14 protein-coding genes are annotated in these 26,688 nt (G+C 60.6%); 6 read left to right on the forward strand and 8 right to left on the reverse strand.

The genetic code is table 11. The features are described from left to right. Positions 1-239: 239 nt before the first annotated feature. Positions 240-1,601, reverse strand: coding sequence for a signal recognition particle protein (gene ffh / locus KFZ77_RS14760; protein ID WP_031523142.1), 1,362 nt, complete (start codon positions 1,599-1,601; stop codon positions 240-242). Positions 1,602-1,770: 169 nt separating this feature from the next. On the opposite strand from ffh, the gene KFZ77_RS14765 reads away from it, so the two are divergent. Further along, positions 1,771-2,562, forward strand: coding sequence for a cytochrome C assembly family protein (locus tag KFZ77_RS14765; RefSeq protein ID WP_031523140.1), 792 nt, complete (start codon positions 1,771-1,773; stop codon positions 2,560-2,562). A gap of 25 nt (positions 2,563-2,587) precedes the next feature. Further along, complete coding sequence (locus tag KFZ77_RS14770) at positions 2,588-3,874, forward strand: HlyC/CorC family transporter (RefSeq protein ID WP_031523138.1); 1,287 nt, start codon at positions 2,588-2,590, stop codon at positions 3,872-3,874. Positions 3,875-3,913: 39 nt separating this feature from the next. On the opposite strand, the gene grpE is transcribed toward KFZ77_RS14770, so the two are convergent. After that, positions 3,914-4,510 carry a nucleotide exchange factor GrpE gene (grpE, locus tag KFZ77_RS14775; RefSeq protein ID WP_264384612.1) on the reverse strand — a complete coding sequence of 199 codons (597 nt, stop codon included), beginning with the start codon at positions 4,508-4,510 and terminating at the stop codon, positions 3,914-3,916. A gap of 122 nt (positions 4,511-4,632) precedes the next feature. Between grpE and nadK the strand changes: the two genes are divergently transcribed. From nadK to bamE, 3 genes are all read left to right on the forward strand, one after another. After that, complete coding sequence (gene nadK / locus KFZ77_RS14780) at positions 4,633-5,511, forward strand: NAD(+) kinase (protein WP_031523134.1); 879 nt, start codon at positions 4,633-4,635, stop codon at positions 5,509-5,511. An 86-nt stretch (positions 5,512-5,597) separates the two neighbouring features. Then, positions 5,598-7,259 carry a DNA repair protein RecN gene (recN, locus tag KFZ77_RS14785; RefSeq protein ID WP_031523132.1) on the forward strand — a complete coding sequence of 554 codons (1,662 nt, stop codon included), beginning with the start codon at positions 5,598-5,600 and terminating at the stop codon, positions 7,257-7,259. A 233-nt stretch (positions 7,260-7,492) separates the two neighbouring features. Next, positions 7,493-7,834, forward strand: a complete 342-nt coding sequence (gene bamE, locus KFZ77_RS14790) for an outer membrane protein assembly factor BamE (protein ID WP_031523130.1) — start codon at positions 7,493-7,495, stop codon at positions 7,832-7,834. A gap of 110 nt (positions 7,835-7,944) precedes the next feature. Here the strand turns inward: bamE and KFZ77_RS14795 are convergent, their stop codons facing one another. Both KFZ77_RS14795 and KFZ77_RS14800 read right to left on the reverse strand, forming a co-directional pair. Continuing rightward, positions 7,945-8,235: an RnfH family protein gene (locus KFZ77_RS14795; protein ID WP_031523128.1), complete on the reverse strand. Its 291-nt coding sequence runs from the start codon at positions 8,233-8,235 to the stop codon at positions 7,945-7,947. After that, on the reverse strand, positions 8,225-8,662 hold the full coding sequence (locus KFZ77_RS14800) for a type II toxin-antitoxin system RatA family toxin (protein ID WP_031523126.1): 438 nt from the start codon (positions 8,660-8,662) through the stop codon (positions 8,225-8,227). Before KFZ77_RS14800 ends, KFZ77_RS14795 begins: the two co-directional genes overlap by 11 nt. 152 nt (positions 8,663-8,814) lie before the next feature. On the opposite strand from KFZ77_RS14800, the gene smpB reads away from it, so the two are divergent. After that, a complete protein-coding gene (gene smpB / locus KFZ77_RS14805) occupies positions 8,815-9,297 on the forward strand; it encodes an SsrA-binding protein SmpB (protein WP_031523124.1) in 483 nt (160 codons plus the stop codon). Between the two features lie 171 nt (positions 9,298-9,468). Here the strand turns inward: smpB and KFZ77_RS14810 are convergent, their stop codons facing one another. From KFZ77_RS14810 to KFZ77_RS14825, 4 genes are all read right to left on the reverse strand, one after another. Continuing rightward, a complete protein-coding gene (locus tag KFZ77_RS14810; RefSeq protein WP_031523122.1) occupies positions 9,469-10,638 on the reverse strand; it encodes an HlyD family efflux transporter periplasmic adaptor subunit in 1,170 nt (389 codons plus the stop codon). 11 nt (positions 10,639-10,649) lie between these two features. Further along, on the reverse strand, positions 10,650-12,785 hold the full coding sequence (locus KFZ77_RS14815) for a type I secretion system permease/ATPase (protein ID WP_031523121.1): 2,136 nt from the start codon (positions 12,783-12,785) through the stop codon (positions 10,650-10,652). 27 nt (positions 12,786-12,812) lie between these two features. Beyond that, on the reverse strand, positions 12,813-14,117 hold the full coding sequence (locus KFZ77_RS14820; RefSeq protein WP_051640547.1) for a TolC family outer membrane protein: 1,305 nt from the start codon (positions 14,115-14,117) through the stop codon (positions 12,813-12,815). 154 nt (positions 14,118-14,271) lie between these two features. Further along, positions 14,272-26,481, reverse strand: coding sequence for an Ig-like domain-containing protein (locus KFZ77_RS14825; protein WP_264384613.1), 12,210 nt, complete (start codon positions 26,479-26,481; stop codon positions 14,272-14,274). Positions 26,482-26,688: the final 207 nt, after the last annotated feature.

Raw genomic sequence — 26,688 nt, forward strand, 5'->3', positions numbered from 1 at the left:
TCTTGTGTGAATAAAACACCGGGCCCCATCGAGGAACGGAGCCCGGCGTCATATTAAAAGCCCGAAAATTTTACTGATTTCTGGGGAAAATGCAATCTACATCTGTTAGCCGGGGGCAATCAGGCGTATATCGCGGGAGCCAGTTTGATACCGGTGTGGGTACCGTGGCCGGCGCGTACTCGCTGTGCCTGAAGACGACGAGCACGCCCCGCTGTCAGAATGGCTAATACGCCAGGCCGTTAGCGGCCCGGGAAGCCTGGCGGCATCATCCCTTTCATATTGCGCATCATTTTTGCCATGCCGCCCTTCTTCATCTTCTTCATCATGCGCTGCATGTCGTCGAACTGTTTCAGAAGGCGGTTAACGTCCTGCACCTGCATGCCGCAGCCCATCGCGATACGACGCTTGCGCGAACCTTTGATGATTTCCGGCTTCGCACGCTCTTTCAGGGTCATGGAGTTGATGATTGCCTCCATGCGCACCAGCACCTTGTCGTCCATCTGCGATTTCACGTTATCCGGGATCTGCCCCATGCCCGGCAGCTTGCCCATCAGGCTCGCCATGCCGCCCATGTTTTTCATCTGCTTAAGCTGGTCGAGGAAGTCGTTCAGATCGAAGCCGTCGCCTTTCTTCAGCTTGCTCGCCAGCTTCTCGGCCTGCGCGCGGTCAACTTTGCTTTCGATATCTTCGATAAGCGACAGCACGTCGCCCATGCCGAGGATACGCGAGGCGATACGGTCCGGGTGGAACGGCTCCAGCGCTTCGGTTTTCTCGCCGACGCCGAGGAATTTAATCGGCTTACCGGTGATGTTACGAATTGAGAGCGCCGCACCGCCGCGGGCGTCGCCGTCCACTTTGGTCAGCACCACGCCGGTAAGCGGCAGCGCTTCGTTAAACGCCTTCGCGGTGTTCGCCGCATCCTGACCGGTCATGGCATCGACCACGAACAGGGTTTCCACCGGGTTAATCGCGGCGTGAACCTGTTTGATCTCGTCCATCATCGCTTCGTCAACGTGCAGACGACCGGCGGTATCCACCAGCAGCACGTCGTAGAACTTCAGCTTAGCTTCTTTCAGAGCCGCGTTAACGATGTCGATCGGCTTTTGCGCTACGTCGGACGGGAAGAAATCAACGCCGACCTGCTGCGCCAGGGTTTCCAGCTGTTTGATCGCCGCCGGGCGATAGACGTCCGCCGAGACCACCATTACTTTCTTCTTGTGCTTCTCGCGCAGGAACTTACCCAGCTTACCGACGCTGGTGGTTTTACCGGCACCCTGCAGGCCCGCCATCAGCACCACCGCAGGCGGCTGCGCGGCCAGGTTGAGGCTCTGGTTCTCCTCCCCCATCGCGCTGACCAGCTCGCTACGCACGATCTTCACAAACTCCTGACCCGGGGTCAGGCTCTTATTCACTTCATGACCAACCGCTTTCTCTTTAACGCGGTTGATAAAATCACGCACTACCGGCAGCGCAACGTCCGCTTCCAGCAGCGCCATACGCACTTCGCGTAGGGTTTCTTTAATATTGTCTTCGGTGAGGCGCCCGCGGCCACTGATGTTGCGCAGCGAGCGCGACAAACGATCGGTTAAATTATCAAACATGGTCTTTGCCTGAGGTTGTCACTTAAGGCCGCCGCAGCGACATCTGGAGAATAATGGCCCGGAGTATAACATGAAGCCGCTGTTATGCGATGTAAGCAACGGTTGGAGCGCGCCGCCGCTGGCGCTATACTGCTTCTCTTTCTCAATTGCCGACAACCGACACTACAATATGCCTGTTTTTGCACTGCTTGCGCTTGTTGCCTACTCCATCAGCCTGGCGCTGATCATTCCCGGCCTGCTCACAAAGAACAGCGCATGGCGCCGCATGGCAATCCTTTCCGCGGTGATCGCGCTTATCTGCCACGCGCTGGCGCTGGAAGCCCGTATCTTTCCGGACGACGACAGCGGTCAGAACCTGAGCCTGCTGAACGTCGGGTCGCTGGTGAGCCTGATGATCTGCTCGGTGATGACCTTTGTCGCCTCGCATAACCGCGGCTGGCTGCTGCTGCCGATCGTCTACTCGTTTGCGCTGATTAACCTCGCGCTGGCCGCCTTTGTGCCCAACGAGTACATCACCCATCTGGAAGGCACCCCGGGGATGATGGTGCATATCGGGCTGTCGCTGTTCTCGTATGCTACGCTGATTATCGCCGCGCTCTATGCGCTGCAGCTGGCGTGGATCGACTACCAGCTGAAAAACAAACGGCTGATTTTCACCAGCGAAATGCCGCCGCTGATGGGCATAGAGCGCAAAATGTTCCACATCACCCAGGTGGGCGTGGTCCTGCTGACGCTGACGCTCTGCACCGGTTTGTTCTATATGCATAACCTGTTCAGCTCGGAAAACATCGACAAGGCCGTGCTCTCTATCCTGGCGTGGTTTGTCTATATCGTGCTGCTGTGGGGCCACTATCATGAAGGCTGGCGCGGACGCCGCGTGGTCTGGTTCAACGTGACCGGCGCAACGCTTCTCACACTCGCTTATTTCGGTAGCCGTATGATTCAGGAATTCATCCGCTAACCTTCACTCTTTACAGGACACACTTTTGGAACACATCTCAACCACCACGCTGATCGTCTCCCTGATCGTCATGGTGGTGGTCTCGGCTTATTTCTCCGGTTCAGAAACCGGCATGATGACCCTCAATCGCTACCGGCTGCGCCACCAGGTAAAACAGGGCAACCGCGCTGCCCGTCGCGTCGAGAAGCTGCTGCGCAAGCCGGATCGCCTTATCAGCCTGGTCCTCATCGGCAATAACCTGGTTAACATCCTCGCCTCGTCCATCGCGACCATCGTCGGCATGCGCCTTTACGGCAACGCGGGCGTCGCCATCGCTACCGGTATCCTGACGTTCGTGGTGCTGGTGTTTGCCGAAGTGCTGCCGAAAACCATCGCCGCGCTTTATCCGGAAAAGGTCGCCTTCCCCAGCAGCGTGCTGCTCGGCCCGCTGCAGATCCTGATGATGCCGCTGGTGTGGCTGCTGAATATGGTGACCCGCCTGCTGATGCGCCTCGGCGGTATTAAGGTGGACAATGTCGTCAGCGCCGCGCTCAGTAAAGACGAGCTGCGCACGCTGGTTAACGAATCGAATTCGAAGCTCTCGCGCCGCAACCAGGACATGCTGCTGTCGGTGCTCGATCTGGAGAAAGTCAGCGTCAACGACATCATGGTGCCGCGCAATGACATCGTCGGGATTGATATTAACGACGACTGGAAATCCATCGTGCGCCAGCTCACCCACTCCCCTCACGGGCGCATTGTGCTGTATCGCGATTCGCTCAACGACGCCATCGGCATGCTGCGTATGCGCGAAGCATGGCGGCTGATGGCGGAGAAAAATGAGTTCACCAAAGAGGTGATGCTGCGCGCGGCGGATGAGATCTACTACGTCCCGGAAGGCACGCCGCTCAGCATGCAGCTGGTGAAATTCCAGCGCAACAAGAAAAAAGTCGGGCTGGTGGTTAACGAGTACGGCGATATTCAGGGGCTGGTGACGGTGGAAGATATTCTGGAAGAGATTGTCGGCGACTTCACTACCTCTATGTCGCCGGGTCTGGCGGAAGAGGTTATCCCTCAGGACGACGGCTCGGTGCTGATTGAAGGCAGCGCGAATATTCGTGAAATCAATAAAGCGTTTAACTGGCATCTGCCAGAGGACGATGCGCGGACCGTGAACGGGATGCTGCTTGAAGCGCTGGAGGAGTTCCCGCAGGCCGGTACGCAGGTGCGCATCAACCAGTACGATATCGAGATCCTCGACGTGCAGGAGAATATGATTAAGCAGGTGAAAGTGGTGCCAGTGAAAGCGCTGCGCGAGAGCGTGGCGGAATAGCGATATTCCCCTCTCCCACAGGAGAGGGGAGCGCGGGGCTTACGCCTTCGCTTTAGCGACGGTCACCATCGCAGCGCGAATGGTACGTCCGTTGAGCGTGTAGCCCTTCTGCATTACGCCCAGCACGTGGTTCGGCGCAACCTCTTCAGACTCCACCATGGCAATGGCCTGATGCACGTTCGGGTCCAGCGCGACGTTGGTCTCGTTGATCACTTCCACACCGAACTTGCGCACCACGTCGAGCATGGATTTCAGGGTCAGCTCAATGCCTTCCACCATCGGCGCCATCTCGGCATTAGATTTGTCCGCCACTTCCAGCGCGCGATCGAGACTGTCGATCACCGGCAGCAGTTCGTTGACGAACTTCTCCAGCGCGAATTTATGCGCCTTCTCGATATCCTGTTCGGTGCGGCGACGCAGGTTTTCCATTTCCGCTTTGATACGCAGCACGCCGTCGCGCTCACGGGTTTGCGCGTCAACAAGCTGTGCCTCAAGTGCGGCAATCTGCTCATCGCGCGGATCCACCTGTTCAGCGGAATCGGCGGTTTCAACAGCCTCAACCTCGTCCTGCTGCTGATCCTTGATGATTTCTTCCGGGGCTTGCCCCTCAGGCGTTTTCTGTTCTTTACTACTCATGAAATTCTCCGCGTTTTTTCGCATTCAACTCGCTAACCTGGATTATTATGGGGATCAGTTTCCGGGTTTCAAGGGAACCTGACGTTTTGAGTCAACCAATCTGCACAAGGACCACCAGCAAAATGAATAATCATTTCAAGTGTATCGGTATTGTCGGACATCCACGCCATCCTACCGCCCTCACCACACATGAAATGCTCTGGCGCTGGCTCGATCAGCAGGGGTACGACGTTATCGTCGAACAGCAGATTGCCCAGGAACTGAAGCTGCAGCACGTCAGAACCGGAACCCTGGCAGATATCGGTCAGTATGCCGATCTCGCCGTGGTGGTCGGCGGCGACGGCAACATGCTGGGCGCCGCGCGTACCCTGGCGCGCTACGATATTAAAGTTATTGGCATCAACCGCGGCAACCTCGGTTTTCTCACCGACCTTGACCCCGATAACGCCCAACAGCAGCTCGCCGACGTGCTCGACGGGCATTACATTGCCGAGCAGCGCTTTTTGCTGGAAGCACAGGTGTGCCAGCAGGATTGCCAGACCCGCATCAGTACCGCCATTAACGAAGTGGTGCTGCATCCGGGCAAAGTCGCGCACATGATCGAGTTTGAAGTCTATATAGATGAAAAATTCGCCTTCTCCCAGCGCTCGGACGGATTAATTATTTCCACCCCCACCGGATCGACCGCCTATTCGCTCTCCGCCGGCGGCCCCATCCTCACCCCTTCGCTTGATGCCATAACCCTGGTGCCGATGTTCCCGCATACGCTGTCGGCGCGCCCGCTGGTGATCAACAGCAGCAGCACCATTCGCTTGCGCTTTTCCCACCGCCGCAGCGATCTGGAGATCAGCTGCGACAGCCAGATCGCGCTGCCCATTCAGGAAGGCGAAGACGTGCTTATCCGCCGCTGCGACTACCACCTCAACCTGATACACCCAAAAGACTACAACTATTTCAATACGTTAAGCTCTAAACTGGGCTGGTCTAAAAAATTGTTCTGATTTTGTGCGAAGCCGCTTTACTGTATAAAAAACCAGATTATACTGTACGAAAACACAGTCATGTTAGTTTATACAGGAAGACGGCTATGCTGGCACAACTGACCATCAGCAATTTCGCAATCGTTCGTGAGCTGGAAATCGATTTTCACGCCGGGATGACGGCCATCACCGGTGAAACCGGTGCGGGTAAATCCATCGCGATTGATGCGCTCGGCCTGTGCCTCGGCGGTCGTGCGGACGCAGACATGGTGCGTCCCGGTGCTGGTCGCGCAGATCTCTGCGCACGCTTCTCCCTGAAAGACACCCCTGCGGCGTTGCGCTGGCTGGAAGCGAACCAGCTTGATGATGGGCGTGAGTGTTTACTCCGCCGCGTTATCAGCAGCGACGGTCGCTCCCGCGGTTTTATCAACGGCACCGCCGTGCCGCTGTCACAGCTGCGCGAACTGGGTCAGCTGTTGATCCAGATCCACGGTCAGCACGCGCACCAGCTACTGCTTAAGCCCGATCACCAGAAAACCCTGCTTGATGGCTATGCAGGTGAGCATGCGCTCACTCAAAAGATGGCGGCTACCTACCGCGAATGGCACCAGAGCTGCCGTGCGCTGGCCCAGCACCAGCAGCTGAGCCAGGAGCGCGCCGCCCGTGCGGAACTGCTCGCCTACCAGCTTAAAGAGCTGAACGAATTTAACCCGCTGCCGGGAGAGTTCGAGCAGATCGATGAAGAATATAAGCGCCTTGCCAACAGCGGCCAGCTGCTCTCCACCAGCCAGCAGGCGCTCAACGCGCTGGCCGATGGTGAAGACAGCAACCTGCAAAGCCAGCTCTACAGCGTGCGCAACATGGTCACCGAACTGATCGGGATGGACGATAAGCTCTCCGGCGTGCTGAACATGCTTGAAGAGGCGGCGATTCAGATTAGCGAAGCCAGCGACGAGCTGCGCCACTACTGCGAGCGTCTCGATCTCGATCCTAATCGCCTGTACGAACTGGAGCAGCGCATTTCGCGTCAGATTACCCTTGCCCGTAAGCATCACATTGCTCCAGAAGCGCTGCCGGCGTTTCACGCCTCGCTGCTGGAAGAGCAGCAGCAGATGGACACCCAGTCCGATACCCTGGACGCGCTGATGCAGGCGGTGTCGGTGCAGCATCAGCAGGCGCTGGAGACGGCGCACCAGCTGCATGATGCCCGCGTCAAATACGCCGCAGAGCTGAGCGAGCTGATCACCGAGAGCATCCACTCTCTGTCGATGCCGCACGGCCAGCTGCTGATTCAGGTGGAATTTGACGAGCACCACCTGACCGCCGAGGGCGCCGACCGTATCGATTTCCGCGTCAGCACCAACCCGGGCCAGCCGCTTCAGGCGTTGTCAAAAGTGGCTTCTGGCGGCGAACTGTCGCGTATCGCGCTTGCGATTCAGGTGATTACGGCACGTAAGATGGAAACCCCGGCGCTGATCTTCGATGAAGTGGACGTGGGGATCAGCGGCCCGACGGCGGCGGTGGTAGGTAAGCTGCTGCGTCAGCTAGGGGAATCAACGCAGGTGATGTGCGTTACCCACCTGCCGCAGGTGGCGGGCTGTGGCCATCAGCATTTCTTCGTCAGCAAAGAAACCGATGGCGCGATGACCGAAACCCACATGCAGCCGCTGGATAAACGTGCGCGTCTGCAGGAGCTGGCTCGCCTGCTGGGCGGCAGCGAAGTTACCCGCAATACCCTCGCCAACGCTAAAGAGCTGCTGGCAGCATAACGGTTAAGTCCCGATGACACGGGTGGGGCGCCCCACCCGTTCCCCGTACAAAAAGAGAGCAGTTACGTCGTTAAATTGTCATATGGGCAGAAATTTGCTCAACTTTTTTCGACTATCAGGGTCATAGTGAAGCGGCTTAAGGTTTCAAACTGCCTGAAGGTTTATTATCATCGGTATATTACGATTACGAATGCGCCGCGTTCTGTTCGGGCCCCAAAAGGAATCAAATCACTATGCGCTGTAAAACGCTGACTGCTGTCGCAGCGGTTCTTCTGATGTTAACCGCCGGCTGTTCCACTCTGGAGCGAGTGGTTTACCGCCCCGACATTAACCAGGGCAACTACCTGGCACCTACCGACGTGTCTAAAGTGCGCGTGGGGATGACCCAGCAGCAGGTGGCTTACGCCCTGGGTACGCCGATGATGTCCGATCCGTTCGGAACCAACACCTGGTTCTACGTTTTCCGCCAGCAGCCTGGCCATGAAGGCGTGACCCAGCAGACGCTGACGCTCACCTTTAACAGCAATGGCGTGCTGACCAACATCGACAACAAGCCGCAGCTGACGAAGCAGTAAGCGCGAGCGATGTTATAAAACAAAGACGTGACAAAACATCGATGTTCAAAACAAAAAAGGTGCCTGAGGCACCTTTTTTTATCGGCTGACAGAACAGCGGCGAGACGGCGTTACTTCTTCGCCGAGCGCTCCGCACGCTGGCGACGCAGCTCTTTTGGATCGGCAATCAGCGGGCGATAAATCTCCACCCGATCGCCATCCTGCACCGTATCACGCAGCTTTGCCGCGCGGCTGTAGATGCCGACCTTATTCTTTTTAAGATCGATATCAGGACGCAGCTCCAGCAGGCCCGACGCCACGATGGCATCTTCAAGCGTCGCACCTTCGCTCAGCGTCACTTTACGCAGGTACTGCTTTTCAGGCAGCGCGTAAACGACCTCAACGGCGATCTCACCCGGCACTGTAGACCTCTTTGGCACGGTTGGTGAACGCACTCACCATGTTAGACGCCAGCTCTTTAAAGATGCGGCCAAACGCCAGTTCGATGAGTTTGTTGGTGAACTCAAAGTCGAGTGAGAATTCGATGCGACACGCATCCGGGCTGAGCGGGGTAAATTTCCAGCCACCCATGAGCTTTTTAAAGGGGCCATCAACCAGATGCATCAGAATGCTTTGATTGCTGGTTAGCGTATTCCGGGTTGTGAACGTTTTGCTGATCCCGGCCTTCGAGACTTCCACCGCAGCGGTCATCTGGTTGGGGCTTGATTCCAGCACGCGGCTTCCTACGCAGCCGGGGATAAACTCCGGGTAGGATTTCACGTCGTTCACTAACTGATACATCTGCTCGGCGCTGTATGGCACCAGGGCAGTACGACTAATCTGCGGCATAGCATTTCCTGCGATTCATAGGACCCATAAATAATAACATTTATCATCGACTAAAGAAAAACGCTACGCCGGAACTCATGCTAAGATATCCGTTTCCGTCCCACCGGATGGGGTGTCTTTGAACTACTGGATTACGTATACTGAGCGCCATTATGACGAAGAAAAAATCAAACAAACCAGGCTCAGCCACCATCGCGCTTAACAAGCGCGCCCGCCACGAATATTTCATCGAAGAAGAATTTGAAGCGGGTCTGGCTCTGCAGGGCTGGGAAGTAAAATCCCTGCGCGCCGGTAAAGCGAACATCAGCGACAGCTATGTCACGCTCATTGAAGGCGAAGCGTACCTGTTCGGCTCTCATTTCATTCCGCTTAACGTGGCTTCCACCCACGTGGTCTGCGATCCGACCCGCACCCGTAAACTGCTGCTCAATCAGCGCGAGCTGGACAACCTCTACGGGCTGGTGAAGCGTGACGGTTATACCGTGGTAGCGCTGTCGCTGTACTGGAAGAACGCCTGGTGCAAAGTAAAAATCGGCGTGGCGAAAGGTAAGAAACAGCACGACAAGCGTTCCGACCTGAAAGAGCGCGAGTGGCAGCTCGACAAAGCCCGCATCATGAAAAACGCCGGGCGCTGATACCCGGCTTTCGCTTCTGCGCAGGGTGGGTGAACCCCACCGCTGCTCCACACTGCGCGAAGAGCCTGTAGGGTGGGTAAGCGCCAGCGCACCCACCACAGCCCTATCGCAGCGTCGCACCGCCCCCAGGGTGGGTAAGCGCCAGCGCACCCACCACTACCCTACCCCGCGTTAACGCTCGCGCAGCGCTTCTTTCACCTTATTCAGCGGCTTAATCAGATAATCGAGCACCGTTTTCTGCCCGGTTTTGATCTCCACGTTCGCTACCATCCCCGGCAGGATTGGGAACACTTTCCCGGCGCGGTTCTGTAGCTCCGCTTTTTGGGTGCGCACGTAAACCCGGTAATAGAACTGATCGCGCTTAACCTCATCCTGCAGGGTATCCGGCGACACCACCTCTACCGTGCCGTCGAGATTGCCGTAGATGGACGAGTCATAGGCCGTGACCTTTACCGTCGCCGGCAACCCCGGACGGATATAGGCGATGTCGCGCGGGTTGATGCGCGTTTCCACCAGCAGCTGATCCTCCAGCGGCACAATCTCCATCAGCTTGCCGCCGGGCTGTACCACGCCGCCTACCGTCGTCACCTGCACGTCCTTAACGATGCCGCGCACCGGCGAATAGAGCGACGCGCGGGTCACCTGATCCTCTTTCCCCGCCATCACCTGCAGCTGGGCATCAAGATCGGCGTTGTTTTTCACCTGCTCCTCGCGAGCGCGGACCGCAAACTGGTTGCGCGCCTCGTCAATCTTCCCTTTCAGCTCCGCCGCCTGGCGCTGCAGGCGTATCACCTCCACCTCGCTGGCCGCGCCTTTCGCCACCAGCGGCTGGGTCATGCGCAGCTCCGACATCACCAGCTGCCAGGTTTTTTGCAGGTTAGCCACGGTTTCATTCAGGGTACGACGGCGCGACTCATACAGCTGACGCTCGCGCGCCACCAGATCCGGCTCGCGCATCGACTCCGGGCTGAAGCGCAATGGCTCGCCGGTCAGCTCGGAGCGCAAACGCTCGCTGGAAGCACGCAGCGCCCGCACCCGGGCCGCCGCTTCACCAAAGTTAGACGCAAAGCGCGTCGGATCCAGCCGGGCCAGCAGCTGCCCGCGCTCGACAATATCCCCTTCGTTCACCAGCAGCGCATTGACGATGCCGCCGTCGAGGCTCTCGATAACCTGCGCATGGGTGGAGGGGGTGATTTTCCCGGTACCGACCGTCACTTCGTCGAGGGTCGCGAACCACGCCCAGACGAAAAACACCACCAGCCCGGCCAGCGTCAGCCAGATCACCGACGAGTAAAACCGCCCCTGGCGCGCCAGATCTTCCTGCATTGTCAGTTGACTCATCGCGCGCTCCTTCAGGCCACCGAGGCCACGTTGCTGTTACGTTGGGCCTGCTTAAGCAGCTGATCGCGCGGGCCATCGGCGATCACTTTCCCGTTCTCCATCACGATGATGCGATCCACCAGGTTGAGCAGCGCCGGGCGGTGCGTCACCAGCACCAGCGTGCGCCCGGTGAGCCACTGCTGGAGCTGGCGGATCACCTGCGCTTCGAGCTGCTCATCCATTGAGGCGGTAGGTTCATCCAGCAGCACGATCTGCGGATTGCGTACGATCAGGCGGCTGAGCAGCACCATCTGGCGCTGACCGCCGGACAGTCCGCGCCCGCCTTCGTTGATCAGGCGGTCGAGGCTCGCTGCATCCTGCTGCACCATGCTGAGCGCGCCGCTGATGCGCAGCGCCTGCAGCAGTTCGGCTTCGGTGGCGTTCGGGTGGCCGAGCATCAGGTTCTGGCGCAGGGTGCCGAAGAACAGGCGTGAATCCTGGGAAAGAAAGCCCACCTGGCGGCGCACGTCGCGCGGATCGATATGCGCCAGATCGACGCCGTCGATAATCACCTTCCCTTTGGTGGCGATGGACTGCCCGGCCAGCAGACGCAGCAGCGTCGATTTACCGGCCCCGACCTTACCGAGGATCGCCACGCGTTCACCGGGCTTGATCTCCAGCGACGGGATCTGAATCGCCTGATCGCCCTTCTCTTCGTCATAGCTGTACTGCACCTGCTGGAACTGGAAGTGCCCCGCCAGCACCGGGCAGTGCGCCATTTTCTTCTGGTTGTCGTTATCCAGCGGCTTCTTCAGCAGCTCGTTGAGGCCGCTCATCGCGGTTTTGGCATGCTGCCAGCGCGAAAAGACCATCGTGAGCTGCATCAGCGGCGCAATGGTGCGCGACGAGAGCAGGCTACAGGCCACCAGCGTCCCGGTGGTGATCTGCCCGTCCATCACCAGATAGCAGCCGAACACCAGCATGCTGGCGTAAGTCATCTGCTGTACGGTGGAAGCCCAGCCGCTCAGGCGTGCACCCCAGACGCGCTGCTTCATGCCGATACTGGCCCCGACGCTGTGGGTGTGCTCCCACTGGCGCTGAAAGTACGGCTCCGCCTGCAGGGATTTGATGTCTTCGATACCTTCAATCGACTCCACCAGTACCGCGTTGCGGATCGCGCTCTCGCGCATCCCCTCTTTCGCCAGCTTTGCCATCGGCCACTGCACCAGAATGCCGGGAATGACGATCAGCGGAATGGCGATCAGCGGGATCGCCACCAGTTGGCCGCCTACCAGCGCCATGATGCCGAGGAACAGCAGCACAAAGGGAATGTCCATCGCCGCACCGACGGTGGTGGAAGTCAACAGCTCGCGCACCTGATCGATCTCACGCAGCTGCGCCATAAAAGATCCGGTGGATTTAGGGCGGGCATCGTTTTTGATCGCCATTGCCCGGGCAAAGAACAGCGAGGAGACGTTGAGATCGATGTGTTTCCCCATGATGTCCGAAACGTGGGTACGCGCCAGGCGGATGAAGAATTCCAGCAACGCAGCGAGGATCACGCCAAAGAACAGCACCCATAACGTGGGAAACGACTGGGCGGGGATCACCCGATCGTAGACCTGCATCGAGAACAGAATGCCGCCAAGCGCCAGCACGTTGCCGATGATCGACGCCAGTGAGATCTCAAACAGCTTGCGGCCGGTATGACGAAAGTGCCGCCAGAACCAGTGCGGCTCCCAGGGTTTAGTGAAGTCATCAATGCGCGCATCGCGTCCGCGCGCGGCGATGCCGAGCATCACCACATCGCCTTTAGCACGCTCCAGCAAAGTTTCCAGCGCCTCTTCACGCACCAGATCGCCGCCTTCGCTGAGCCAGTAACTGGCCAGCCCGTCGGCGTCGAGCGCTTCAAGCAGCATCAGCCCGCCGCTCTCCAGCTCCACGATCACTGGCAGGGACTGGGCGCTCCAGCGCACGCGCTCTTTCTGCACGATGCGCATCTGTAAACCCATCAGGCCGCTCATGCGCTCCAGGCGCTGGGAGAGCGGTAAATTTTCAAACCAGCGCATTTGCTGGCGAACTGCAGGGGCGTCGGCGGGCAGGCCGAAGCGCCCCGCCGCGCGGACCATCGCGCTTATCCAGCTTTCAGTATCCGGACGTTCTGACATCACGTACTCCTTTTCCCGGTGTCACGCTTACAGCGCGGGCAGGTCATCACCCGTAACGCGGGTACGTTCAATACCCAACATGTCGAGCAGGTTATCGGCGGCGGCGGCGTAGCGCACCGCGGCATCCCAGGCGTCATAGCGGGCGGTGATCGCCGAGCTGTCGGCCTGGAACACATCCTGTTCGATACTCAGCAGATCGTTCAGGCTGCGTTTGCTGAGGCGATACTCATCCCGGTAGACGCCGCGTGCGCTTTCGGCGCTGTTAAACTGCAGCTCGCCGGCCCGCTGACGGGCCTGCGCACCGGTGAGATCGGCCCAGGCGGTGGCGGCCCGCTGGTTGATATCCAGCTTACTGGCTTCCACGTCGGCACGGGCGCTGGCGCGATCCCCTTCCGCCGCATCGACCCGGGCGTTAACCGCCCCGCCCTGATACAGCGGGGCATCCACCACCAGCTGCACCTGGTCATCCCAGTAGTTGCCGCCGTCGTTCTGGTAGCGGGTGCGCCCCGCCTGCACCGAGAGCGTTGGCAGATGCTGGGCCTGGGCCTGACGAATGCGGTCTTCCGCCGCCAGCTGCTTCGCCTGGGCGCTGCGTACCGCGCTGTTGCGCTCGTAGGGCAGAGTTTTCAGGGAGATCTCCTGACGCAGCAGATCTTCCGGCAGATCGGGCAGCGACTGGGCCATCACGCCGGTGAGCACGCTGAGCGCCGCCTGGGCGGAGCGCATCTGGGCGCGGTACTGCTCGTAGCTGGCGTTCATGCCGGCAATGCGGGTTTGCGCCTGCAGCACGTCAGACTGGGAACTCAGCCCGGCATCGGCGCGCAGGTTAGCCATCTCCTGCACCGCTTTCAGTGAGTCGATGTTGCGCTTTGCTGCTTCGGTCAGCGCCTGATAGCGCTTCACCTGCAAATAGGCTTGCAGGGTTTCCATGCCGACCTCGTTCAGGGTGCTGTAGAGCTGGTAGCGGTAGGCATCGGAGAGATTTTCCTGCTCGTCGATGCTGCCGCCGGTTTTACCGAAGTCGTAGATAAGCTGTTTGAGATTGATACCGCCTGCGGCGTTACTGTTGAGCGAGCCGGCGGAGTCGGTGCGGTGGTTGCGACCGGCGTTACCCTGGAGGGAGATTTGCGGGAACCAGGCGCTCTGGGCTTCATCAAGATTGGCATGCCCGACCTGGATTTGCGCTGAGGCCTGCGCGATTTTAGGATTGCGGGCGAAAGCACGCAGGATCGCCTCTTTTATGGTGAGTCTGGCCTGGAGCTGCTCACCGGGGGGCGCCTGCCAGTTGAAATTCTCCTCGCCAGACGCATACGGGCTGAGCCCACCCGTCATCCCGAGCAGCGCCAGTACTACCAACGCCACCCGACCGGGTTTTACTTTTCTCATTGTTCCACCTTACCCCTGCCCGCAACCGGGCGACGTGGTGATATTGTTAATATTATCAATAGCATCAGCAGCAAGGCCTCCTCCCTGAGGCCGCCATGCGTTACACCATATTGACGTGCAGGCCGTGCTGGATAAGTACGTCACCCAGCGTGTTGCCCTGCCCGCTGTTGTGCCAGACGTCGAACTGCACGCCGTCCACTTCGCGCTGGCCGCTTACCGCCCAGATATCCCCGTTGCCGTGCACCAGATTTACCCGATCGCCGTCGCTGCCTTTGATGATCAGGTCATCTTCAGGCCGGTCGGTGATTGACAGTGCGCCGTTAGCGTCCAGCGTGATGCTGTTGGTCCCGGATTTCCCGAGGTCAACAATCTCAATATGCTGAATTTTGCTGCCGAGTCCGATGAGGTCCAGCGTCAGGTTGACGCCGTCCAGCACCAGGGTATCCACCCCTGCGCCGCCGTCGATCTGCGAGAAATCCAGGCCGGAAAGGTGGATGGTGTCGCTGCCGGTACTGCCCTCGACGCTATCACCGCTTTGCTGCTGCCCATCGGCCAGGGTGATGCTTACCCCTCCAATAGTGTAGGCATCATCTGCGGTTTGCGCGGCGGCAGAATCGCTTTCTGCGACGGTGGCAGCCGTAGCCGTTGCCGCAAGGGTGTGATCGGCGCGTTCTTCGCTGGTGGCTGTGGTCACGGTGTGCTGCTCATCCGCCTGCAACGAGAAGGCGATCTCATCCGCCGAGGCGGTGGCTGCCATCAGGCCCGCCGGCGGCGTGGTGGAGATGATCTGCCCACCCAGCCCGACGTTGAGGTAACCGGTGTTTCCCGCCGCATCGGTAGCGTAGATATTGAGCACGCTGGAGAGCGACAGCAGCTCCAGAATGTTCAGCCCCAGCCCGATGTTGGCGCTCCAGTTACCGTTGGCGTCGGTCTTCGCGGTCGTGCTCACGGTGCCGTTGAGCAGCGAGAGGTGCACAATCGAGTTCGGCGCCAGGTTGCGTGAACCCCCGCTCAGGGTCAGGCCTTTGCTCAGCAGCGTCAGCAGGTTGAGGCTTGCCAGCGGGTTGAAGGTCAGCTCCGGCGTGGTGAGTTTCACCGTAACGTCGGCACTGGTGCTGTTGGTGTTCCCCACCTTATCCGTGACCGCCACGCCGACTTTCAGCGCGCCGTTGGTTAGCCCCTGCAGAATGTTGCTGGCAACCGGCAGCGACCAGGTGCCGTCCGGGTTCACCGTGGCGTTGTAGGCGGTTCCGCCCAGGGTAACCACCACTTTTGCGCCGTCGGTGATACCGCCGGAGATGCGTCCGGACAGCGTCTGGGTGCCCGCGGCCTCGCTCACGTTAAGGAAGCCATCGTTACCGAACAGCGAACCGAGCGAGATGGTGGGCAGGCTGTGGGTGATCACGTTCACCAGACCACTGGTGCTCGCCGCGTTCCCCGCCGGGTTGGTCAGGCTGGCGTTTACCGTCAGGGTGCCGTCGAGCAGCGCACCGAGATCGGTTTTCGGTACCGACACCGACCAGCCGCCGTCCGCGCCTACCGTGGTCTGGTAGGTTTTGCCGCCGAGGCTGATGTTCACCAGCGATCCCACCGCATTGGTACTGGTCCCGGTGATCACCTGGGCGTTAAGAATATCCGCCGCGCTCAGGCCGCCATCCCCGAACAGCGAGTTAATCACCAGCGAAGGAACCTGCTGGATCGCCACCGCCAGGTTCTGGGTGGCGCTGGCGACGTTGCCTGCCACATCCTTCGCCGTCACGCCTACGGTCAGCGTGCCGTCCTGCAGCCCTTGCAGGCTGGCGGTCGGCAGCGGCAGACGCCAGGTACCGTCGGCTGCCACGGTGGTGTTAAAGGTCAGGCCGCCAAGCGTGATAGTGAGCGCCGTGCCTGCCGCCAGGTTGCTGGTGGTCCCGCTCAACAGTTGTGGGTTGAGCAGATCCGCGAGGCTCAGGTTGCCATCGCCAAACGGCGTCGCGAGCGTCACCGTCGGAACCGCATTGATGATGGCATTCACCAGCTGCGAGCCGGTGCCGACGTTGCCGACTTCATCCCGCACGCTGACGCTGACGTTAACGCCGCCGTCAGTCAGGCCTTGCAGCGTGGCTGGCGGTACGCTGATTGACCAGGTTCCGTTGGTGATGGTGCCGGTCAGGGTTTCGCTGCCGATACGCAGCGTCACCGTGCCATTCGCCAGGCTGGAAACCCCGGAGATAGTCTGCGCCACTCCCGCTTCCGCCTGGCTCAGGAAGCCATCGCCGCCAAACAGCGAGTTAATGGCAACCGTCGGCAGGTTAGCCAGCCCGACCTTAATTGACGGGCCGGTCGTGGTGGAGGTGTTGCCGTCCGGCGTACGCAGGGTCACGCTGGTGGCGAGGGTGCCGTCCGCCAGCCCGACCAGGTCCGCCGGGTTAACGTTGATGGCGAAGGTGCCGTTGGCGGCCACCAGCCCGGCAAAGGTTTTGCCGCCGACGGTAACGTTCACCGTCGAGCCGACCGGCGCGTTACCCACGGTGCCGCTAATGGTCTGGGTGACCAGCGCATCGGCGGCGCTCAGCAGGCCATCACCAAACACCGTCACGGCATTCAGCACCGGGCGCAGCAGATCCAGCGACACGTTGCCGCCCGCCTGAGCGGTGTTGCCGTAGGTATCCGTTGCGGTGACGGTTACGCCGACGTTACCGCTGCCCAGCCCTTCCAGCGCGGCGCGTACCGCCTCCGGCAGAGCAATTGACCATTTACCGGTGTTATCCACGTTGGTGGTAAAGGCGGTGGTATCGCCGATTTTAATTGTCAGCGTGCGGCCGTTCAGCCCGCTGGCGGTGCCGCTGATCACCCCGTTAAGCAGCTCCGGGATGCTCAGAATGTTGTCCCCGAACAGCGGATTCAGCACGATCGAGGGCTGAACGTTGGCGGCAACGGTGAGATTCGTGCTGCCGGTGGTGACGTTGCCCGCGTTATCGGTCACCCTCACCCCGAGAGCAATCTGCCCGTCCGGCAGCGTGCCGAGTAGTGTGGACGGCAGCTCCGCCGTCCACTGCCCCAGTTCGTTAACCACGGCGTTGAAGGTGCGCCCGGCCAGGGTGACCACGACGCTGGCGACGTTTTCTGCATTCGTGAGGGTACCGGTCACGGTCTGGTTCAGCCCGCTTTCGACCAGGTTAATGGCGTTATCCACGCCCACCAGGATATCGCCGACCACCGGCAGATCCGTCAGCGCCAGGCCAACGTCGATGATCTCATTGGTGGTGTTGCCGTTCGCGTCGGTAACGTCCACGTTGAGCTGCACGGTGTCTGTCACCAGCCCTTCCCACAGGCTCGGCGGCAGGTCGATGCTGAAGCGTCCGTCCGGGCCAACCACGCCCACCGGGATCTCAATATCGGTCCCGGCGATGGTGACGCGTACCGTCGCCCCGCGTGAATCCCCGCTGACCTGCCCGGTCAGGGTCTGGGTCACCAGCGATTCGGCGACGTTAAGGATGCCGTCGCCGCCGAACAGATCGTCCACCAGCACGCCAAGCCCCTTGTTCAGCGCCACGTTCAGACCGACGCTGTTCGAGGCGGTGTTACCCGCCGCATCGGTAGTGGTGATGGCAATGACCTGCGGCCCGTCGGTCAGCGTAGTGAGATCCAGTTCCGGGAAGGTGTAGCTCCAGTTGCCGTCCTGACCGACGGTGGAGGTCCACTCCAGCGGCCCGATGCGAACCGTGACGGTGTCCCCCGGCTCGCCGCGCCCCTGCACCAGCAGGCCGGTTGCCGCTTCCACGGTGTTGAGTACCGGCGGCAGGCTCAGGGTATCCACCTCCAGCAGCGGCGCGTCGCTGTCCACGTTGACCGGACGGGTCGCGAGATTGCTCGGGTTACCTGCCGCATCCGTCAGTCTGGCGGTCACCGGGTTTTCACCCTGCGGCAGCGCATTCACGTCAGCCTGCGGTACGGTGACCGTCCAGGTGCCTGCAGGCGTCACCGTGGCGGTGTAGGTTTTATTGTTCAGCGTGACGGTGACCAGACGCCCGGCATCGGCCGCGCTGGCAGTACCGCTCAGCACCAGCGGAGAATCCACTTCCGTGCTGTTGATGATGTCGTCCCCGGAAATTGCGCCGATGGTCACCGTTGGCGGCACGGTATCCACCGTAACGCTGACCGGCGGGCTTTCGATGCCATCCTCGCCGGTGGCGATCACTTCATACACGCCGTCGGTCGGGAATTCTGACGCCGGCACCGTCAGCGACCAGGTGCCGTTCTCACCAATGGTTGCGGTACCGGTGAGGTCGGTGCCGTTAATGGAGATGGTGATCACCTGGCCTGCGGTATACCCGGTCGACGTACCTGTGATGGTGACGTTGCCCGAACTGGCCTCGCTGGCGTTAATCACGTTATCGCCCGCCACGCTGAAGACGGTAGCGCTGACAGGCGGCGGCGTAATATCCACCGTGACCGGGATCTCGGCCGATTCGCCCGTGTTACCCGCGGCGTCGGTAACCGTTGCCTGCACCGTAAGCGGGCCGTTGGTCAGCCCGTCCATGAATTGTGGCGTTACGGTGTAGGACCAGCTGCCGTCCGCCTGCACGATTGCAGCATTGGTAATGGTGGTCCCGCCAATGATAAGGCTGATCGCCTGACCCGGTGCGAGATTGGTGCTGGTGCCGCTAATCACCTGCGGCTGCTGGCTTTCCAGGAAGTCCAGCGTGCCGTCGGTAAACAGCGGCGCGGTGACCGTCAGCGTCGGGGTATCCACCGCGACATTCACAGGCTGAGTGGTGCTGCCGGTGTTGTCTGCTCCGTCTTCGATGGTGACCACAATGCTCTGTGCGCCGCGCCCCACGCCATCCCAGTCGTCTTCGCTCAGGGCCAGGCTCCAGGTGCCATTTGCCTCATCGACAACCGCAGCAAATTCTTTGCCACCGATAGTCACGGTGACGGTAGCGCCTTCCGGCCGGTCAGAGACAAAGGTGCCGCTCAGCGTGGTGCCTGCTACAGCCTCGGAAGCATTGACCGTACCATCACCAAACACCGGCGTGGTAACGGCCACCGTCGGTGGCGTGAAGGCCACTTCAAACGGGAACGGTGTTTCCACGATGTTACCGTACTGATCTTCCGCCCGCACAATGATCTCATGCGGAACGGAAGGATCGAGGTTCTGCAGCGATCCCGCCGGGAGATCGACGCTCCAGGTGCCGTCCGGCGTGACGGTGGCCGGATAGGTGACGCCGTCGACGTCAATAGTAATGGTGACCGCCTGATCCGGGCCGGTCACCCCGGTGGAGCCGGTAAGCGTTAACGGCCCGGCGGCTTCGGCAAGGTTCAACACGTTATCGCCGCCAAACAGATCGGGCGCGGTCGGCGTCGGCAGGTCGGTTTGCGGCGTAAATGTCGGTGCCGGCGTGATCGGAATGGTGTTCCCCGCCGCATCGGTCGCCACAATGGTAACGGTCTGGGGGGTGCCCACTGGCAAGCCGGTGAAGGCCTCAGGCGGCAGGGTAAGGCTCCACTCCCCGGTTGCCGGGTTCACGGTGGCAGGATAGTCTTCACCACCCAGCGTCACGGTGACGGTCTGGCCTTCGCCGGTCACCCCGGTGGAGCCGCGGATCACCTGCGGGGTATCGGCTTCGCTATTGTTCAGCACGCCATCGCCAAACAGCGGTTGAACCGTCGGTGCCGGCAGATCGTTAACGATAGCCTCGAAGTTCCCGCCGCCGGTTGAGGTATTCCCCGCCACATCGGTGACCACGACGCGCACCGGAATGGTGCCGTCCGGCAGCGCTTGCAGATCGTCGGAAGGCACCACCAGACTCCAGCTACCGTCCGGATTAATCACCGCATCCTGCAGCGGACCGTTGTTAATGCTGACCTGTACCGTGTCGATCTCATCGGCGTCGAGTCCGGTAGTACCGCGGATGGTCTGGTCGACCCCGGCCTCGGTATCATTGAGATAGCCGTTACCAAACGGTGGCGTCAGGGTCGCCGGAGCCAGCGGCTCGGTGCGCACGATGAAGGTGCCTTCGCCGGTGTTTTCATTTCCGGCTCTGTCGGTCACGGTAACGGTAGCGGTATTTTCGCCCTGCGGCAGATCCTGCAGCACTTCCGGCGGCACCAGCACCGTCCAGTTACCGTCAGCATCTACGGTACCGGTGATAGGTTCCTGGCCCGGAATATTCACCACCACGGTCTGGCCGCTACCCGTAACGCCGGTGTTACCGGTGAGGGTCTGCCCGGCAGCCGCATCGGCCTCGTTAATATACCCGTCATCAAACAGCGTACCCGGCAGGGTCGCCGCAGGCTCCTCCAGCACGATTTCGGTCGCCAGCGTGCCGCGTGCCGGGTTACCAAAGGCGTCTGTCGCCTGAGCAACCACGTCATACTGCCCGCTGGTCAGGCCGTCCAGCGCCCCCGGCGCAATGGTCGCCGTCCATGCTCCGCCCGCGCCCACGATCGCCGTTCCAATCGCGGTATCGCCTATATACAGCGTAATGACGGTGTTCTCCGGCAGACCGCTGGCGGTACCGGTGATCGTGCCGCCGTTGGCGAACTCGGTGGCATTGATACCGCCGGCGGTATAAGACTCGGTAAAGGTGATGGTCGGCAGCGTCGGACCGCTGACGTTGACCGGCACCGGTTCATTGGTGGTGTTGCCCTGCGGATCGGTCACCCGCACGGTAAGGTCGGATTCGCCCTGCGGCAGCGCCTGCAGTTCGGCTGCCGGAATGGTTACGCTCCATTCCCCTTGCTCGTTCACCAGCGCCGGGATCTCTTTGCCGTTGATCACCAGTACCACGGTGGAGCCAGGCGCGGTGGTGCCGCTCAGCACCTGCTCGCTTGCCAGCTCAGCAATGCTGATATTGCCATCCTGCAGGAAGCCGGTGCTGGTATCGACGTCAACCACCGGCCCGGTGAGGTCAATGACGATCGGCTGAACGTCGCCCGCCTGGTTACCGGCCGCATCGCTGGCATTGGCCACCACGTTGTAGTTGGTCAGGTTCAGGGCGGCCACGTCGGCCAGCGGGACGGTGACGCTCCAGGTGCCGTCGGTACCGATGGTCGCCTGATAAATCTTGTCGTTCAGGAAGACGCTGACGCGGGTACCCGCCGCCAGGTTAGTGGAGACGCCGGTAATCGTCAGCGGCTCGCCTTTCTCCTGGGCGTTGATGATGTTATCCACCGCCACGTTGTTGATGGTCAGGGTCGGCAGACTGGCCGGTTGCGTAATGAAGGTGACATTCTGGGTGGCGTCGTCGGTATTCCCCGCCGCATCGGTCACCGTCACCACCACTTCGCGCACCCCGTCCGGCACCGCTTCCAGCGCTTCTACCGGTACGGTAACGCTCCAGACGCCGCCCGCCTGTACGGTGGTGTTGTAAGTGATGCCGTTCAGCACCACCGTCACCGGACGGCCAACTTCCACATTCTGTACCGTGCCGCTGATGGTCAGCGGATCGATAATCTCATCCGCCCCGACAAAGTTATTGTCAGACACAGGATTAAGCGTGACTACCGGAGCATTGGCCGGTGAAGCGTCCAGCGTGAAGCTGCCTTTTGCACTGGAGGTGTTACCCGCCGCATCGGTGGCGGTTATGGTCACGCTTGCCGGGCCGTCCGGCATGCCGTTCAGCGCCCCGGCCGGGAGCGTGACGCTCCAGGTGCCGTTCGGCTGCACCAGCGCGTTATAGGTCTGGCCGTTCACCTGCACCACCACGTACTGCGGGTTATCCGGATCGTACGGGGTGGCGGTGCCGTTCAGCGCCAGCGAACCTGCGGCTTCGGCGGCGTTGACGATATTGTCGGTACCGCCAATGTTGCCGACGGTGATGGCCGGCGGCGTTTTATCGATCTCGATGCTGCTGTTCAGCACATTCTCATTGCCGACGCGGTCTGTGGCGGTGACCACTACCGGGACGGTGCTGCCGTCGGCGAGGTTGCCCAGCACACTGGACGGCACATTCACCGACCAGTTGCCGTTAGCATCCACCGTCGCCGTCAGGGTTTCGCTGCCAATCTGCACCGTCACCGTCTGGCCTGCGCCGTTCACGCCGGTGCTGCCGCTGAGAGTGCCGCCAGCCAGCGCTTCGCTGCTGTTCACCACGCCATCGGTAAACGGCGTGTTGAGGCTCACGGCCGGCACGGCATCGGTAATGATGGTGAAATCGTGGGATTTGCTGACGCTGGCACCGTTAGTATCGCGTGCCGAGACGGTGAGCGTTGCGGTGCCGTCAGCGATGGCGTTGGCATCCGCTTCAGGAATGGTGACGCTCCAGCTGCCGTTGGTCACCTGGCCTTCGTACTGCTTGCCGTTAAGGGTGACGGTCACCACGGTGCCGTCCGCCAGCCCGGTGCTGCCGCCGTTGACGGTCAGGCCGTTGGTCAGGTCGTCAAGGCCGACGAAGTCATCCCCGGTTAGCGGCGCAACCGAGATGGCGCTGACGGTGGTATCCACGGTAAACGGACGCTCTGCGGTGGTGCTGTTACCCGCCGCATCGCTGACCTGCACCGCCAGGGTGTATGCCCCGGTGGTCAGGCCGCCAATGGCGGTCTGCGGAATGCTCACCGACCATCTGCCGTCCACGCCCACCAGCCCGGTCCAGCTCTGCTCGCCGAGGGTAACGGTCACGGTCTGCCCGGCCCCGACGTTCAGCGCGGTACCGGTAATATTCACTGCCCCTTCACGTTCTGCGGCATCGATAACGTTATTGCCCGCCACCGGATCGACGGTCAGCAGCGGCTGTTTCTGCGGATCGATGCTGACGTTAACGGTATGCGGCATAGTTACGCTGTTGCCCGCCGCGTCTTCTACCGTGACGCTGAAGGTGTTCTCGCCGTCCGGCAGATTTTTCAGCGCCGCGGACGGAATGGAGATGGACCAGGCCCCGTCAGCCCCGGTTACGGTGCCGGTGTAGGTCACGCCGTTCAGCACCACCGTGACCAGGCTACCCACTTCCGCCCCGTCGGCGATGCCTGAGATGACCTGAGCGCTGTTGGATTCGGTAAGGTTGAGGAAGTCGTTACCGGCAAACGGGTTCACCGTGACCACTGGCGGCGTAACGTCAACAATCACGTCGACTACGCTGGAGTCGGTGTTGCCCGCCGCGTCGCCCACTTCGATGGTCACCGGCACCGGCGAATCGGTATTGGTATAGCCGTCCAGCGCACCGGAGGGAAGCGTTACGCTCCAGTTACCGTTGTTATCCACAGTGCCAACGTAGTCGTTGCCGCCGAGGGTCACCGTCACGGTCTGGCCCGGCCCGGTGATACCGGTTTTCCCGGTCAGTACCTGATTTTCAAGAATTTCAGTGCCGTTCAGCGTGTTGTCGCCAAACAGCGGATCGACCGTCAGCTCCGGCACGGTATCGATGGCGACGTTGAGAACGTGCTCATCGGTGATGGTGCCGCCGTTGGCTGGCGCGCTGGCGGTAATCTCGACCGGGCCGTCCGGCAGCGCCTGCAGTTGCGCAGGCGTGAGCGTAACCGCCCAGTTTCCGTCGGCATCCACCGGCGAGGTGTAGGTTACGCCGTTGATCACCACCGTAACCACGGTGCCGGTCGTCAGCCCGGCGCTGGTGCCGTTGATGGTGAGCGGGGAATCCGCCTCGGCACGGCTCAGGTAATCGTCACTGCTGATAATGCTGATCGCGACCCCGGCGGTATCGTTATTCACCACCACGGTATGGGAACCGGTTCCGGTCTGGCCATAGCCGTCGGTGACGCTCAGGCCGATCGTCGCTTCACCGTTAGCGAGCTGCTGGAGCACGCCTGTCGGGAGGGTCACAGACCAGGTTCCATCGCTGCCCACCACGCCTTTGAAGGTGGAGCCGTTAACGGTAACGGTGACTACGCTGCCCGCTTCAACGTTGGTGGTGGTGCCTTTCAGCACCTGATCGGTTTTCAGCTCCGCTGCATCCAGGGTGTTGTCGGCGGTGAAGGTGGCGACGTCGATGGTCGGCTCCGCCGTTTTCACGTTGATGGTCTGCTGCACTTCACGCACGTTACCCGCCGCATCGGTCAGGCGCACGGTGGCGATGCTGTCATCCGGCGGAAGCTGTTTCAGATCCGCTGACGGAATAGCGATCTGCCAGTTGCCGTCGCCGCCAACCTGGGTGGTATAGGTTTTGCCGTTCAGCGTGACGGTGACGGTTTGCCCGGCCTCGCTCACGGCGGAAACGCCGCTCAGCACCTGCGGGGTATTGAGATCGGCGCTGCTCAGCTTGCCGTCGCCGCTAATCGGCAGCACGGCCAGCTCCGGCGGCAGGGTGTCTACCGTGGCGTTAACCGGCAGCGAGGCGTTGTTGCCCGCCGCGTCCGACACGTTCACCACGATCGGCGCGGTTCCCTGCGGTAGCTGCTGCAGATCGGCGGCAGGCACTGTTACCGACCAGCTACCGTCGCTGTTGACCGTACCGGTATAGGTTTTTCCACCCAGCACGACCGAGACTTTCTGACCGACGCCGCTGACGCCGGTATTCCCGGTCAGGGTCTGCGCCTGCCCGACTTCCAGGCCATTGAGAATGCCATCCACGAACGGGGTATCGATCTCCGGCTTTGGCAGCTGGTTAATCGCCACGTTCAGAATATGTTCATCGGACGCGCTCTGATTACCGAGGGTTACCGTAGCGGTCACTTCGCGCGGGCCGTCTTTAAGCAGAGCCAGATCCGCCGTCGGGATCACCGCACTCCAGTTACCTGAACCGTCCACCACCGCGGTATAACTTTTATCGTTGAGCTGCACCACGATGGTGACGCCCGGCCCGTAGACGGTAGAGACGCCGCGGATCTCCAGCGGCTGGGTGATTTCTGCGGCGTTGAGATAGTCATCGGTAGAGATAATGGCGATGGCAATGCTGGTTTCGCTCTGATCCACCGTAATCGGCGTCTCTTTGGTGATGACACTGCCGTTGTTGCCCGGCACGCTGACCACCAGCGTCTGGCTACCGTCCTGCAGGGCCAGCAGATCGCCCGACGGTATAGTGGCTTTCCAGCTGCCGTCGCCCTGCACGATGGCGAAATAGGTTTTGCCGCCGAGGGTAATGGTCACGGTTTGTCCGGCCGCAATATTTTGCGTCTGGCCGGTAAGGATCTGGTCGAGCTGCAGCTCAGCACCGTCCAGCGCGTTGTCGCCGGTCAGCGGATTAACGGTAATGGCACCCTGGTTGAGGTTAACCGTGAAGTCGATTTCACCTTTCGTGACGTTCCCGGCCTTGTCGGTCACGGTATAGGTGATGGTGTATTCCCCGCCGTCGGCCAGCGCTTTCAGATCGCTGACCGGGATACGCGACAGCCAGTTGCCGTCTTCGCCCACTACCGTGGTGTAGGTTTTGCCGTTCAGGGTGATGACGACGCGGCTTCCGGCGTCCGCCGAGTCGGAGGAGCCACGCACGAAGCGGTCTGCATTCAGATGGGTTGAGTCCAGTACGTTACCCGGCACGAACTCGCCCATCTCCAGCGCCGGCGGCACGGTATCGACGTTGAACGAGTAATCTTTGGAGATGGTGCGCCCTTCGCTGTCCACCATGATGATTTTGATGGAGTTCAGCCCCTGCGGCAGCGACTGCAGCAGCTCCACCGGCATGGTGACGCTCCACTCGCCGTTCTCGCCAACGGTAGTGGTCCAGGTGCGCCCGCCGAGCACGAACGACACGGGCCTCCCGGCATTGGCGGCATTGGTGGTGCCGCTCAGCGTCAGCGGCTGCTGGCTTTCCGCTACGTTAACGGTGTTATCGGCGGTAAGCGGATCGACGGTCAGTGTGGAATCCGGCGGATTAGGATTCGGGTTTGGATTGGGATTACCGTTCCCACCATCACCGCCGCCGTTGTTGTTATCATCCCCACCGCCACCGCCGCTGTTGCTGGCGGCGATAGCGATCCCGGCCACGCCCGCTGCGGCGGCAATAGCGCCCAGCACACCCAGCCCGGAGATACCGCTGGCGCCCAGGCCTTCCGCACCAATCAGCGCCCCGAGAGAGGTATCGGTGAAGGTGGGAACGATAACTTCAGCGGTGGCCGGCGCGGCCTCGCTGGCAAAAGGAAAGACAGCGTGGTGCGTGCCCAGGCTGTCTTCAAAAATGAGTTCGCTGTGTTGGCCGTCAAGGTCAAGACGGAAGAAATTTTGATAGCGGACCGTGGTCCCGTCTTTCATATGGACAATTAAGTCCCCGCCCTGACGCTCATAAAAATTAACCACGTCGGGAGAAGCATTTACCCTGACAATACTGGTGTCGGCAAGGTTAACAACGCGGTCTGCGCTCTGAGGATATTGCGAAACGACATCACCCGTTTGCTTATTAAGGATATCCACGGAATCGGAAAGGTTATTTTGCACGGCCATCATTTTATCCTCATGCTAAAACATTATTCATATTTTTTACCTCACCGCTCCGTATATGGCGCAGACGCAGGGCATTGACGTCACGCAAAAGCGTGGCGCGCAGGAGGTATATGCCGTGCGGTTATGGAGTTACACAACACCATGAAAGTATTGATATTTTATTACGTGCGCTGGCGCAGAATAAGGCGGGCGCTTCTATGTAAAGGT

It is taken from the genome of Siccibacter colletis (genome assembly GCF_025914095.1).
Lineage (GTDB): Bacteria > Pseudomonadota > Gammaproteobacteria > Enterobacterales > Enterobacteriaceae > Siccibacter > Siccibacter colletis.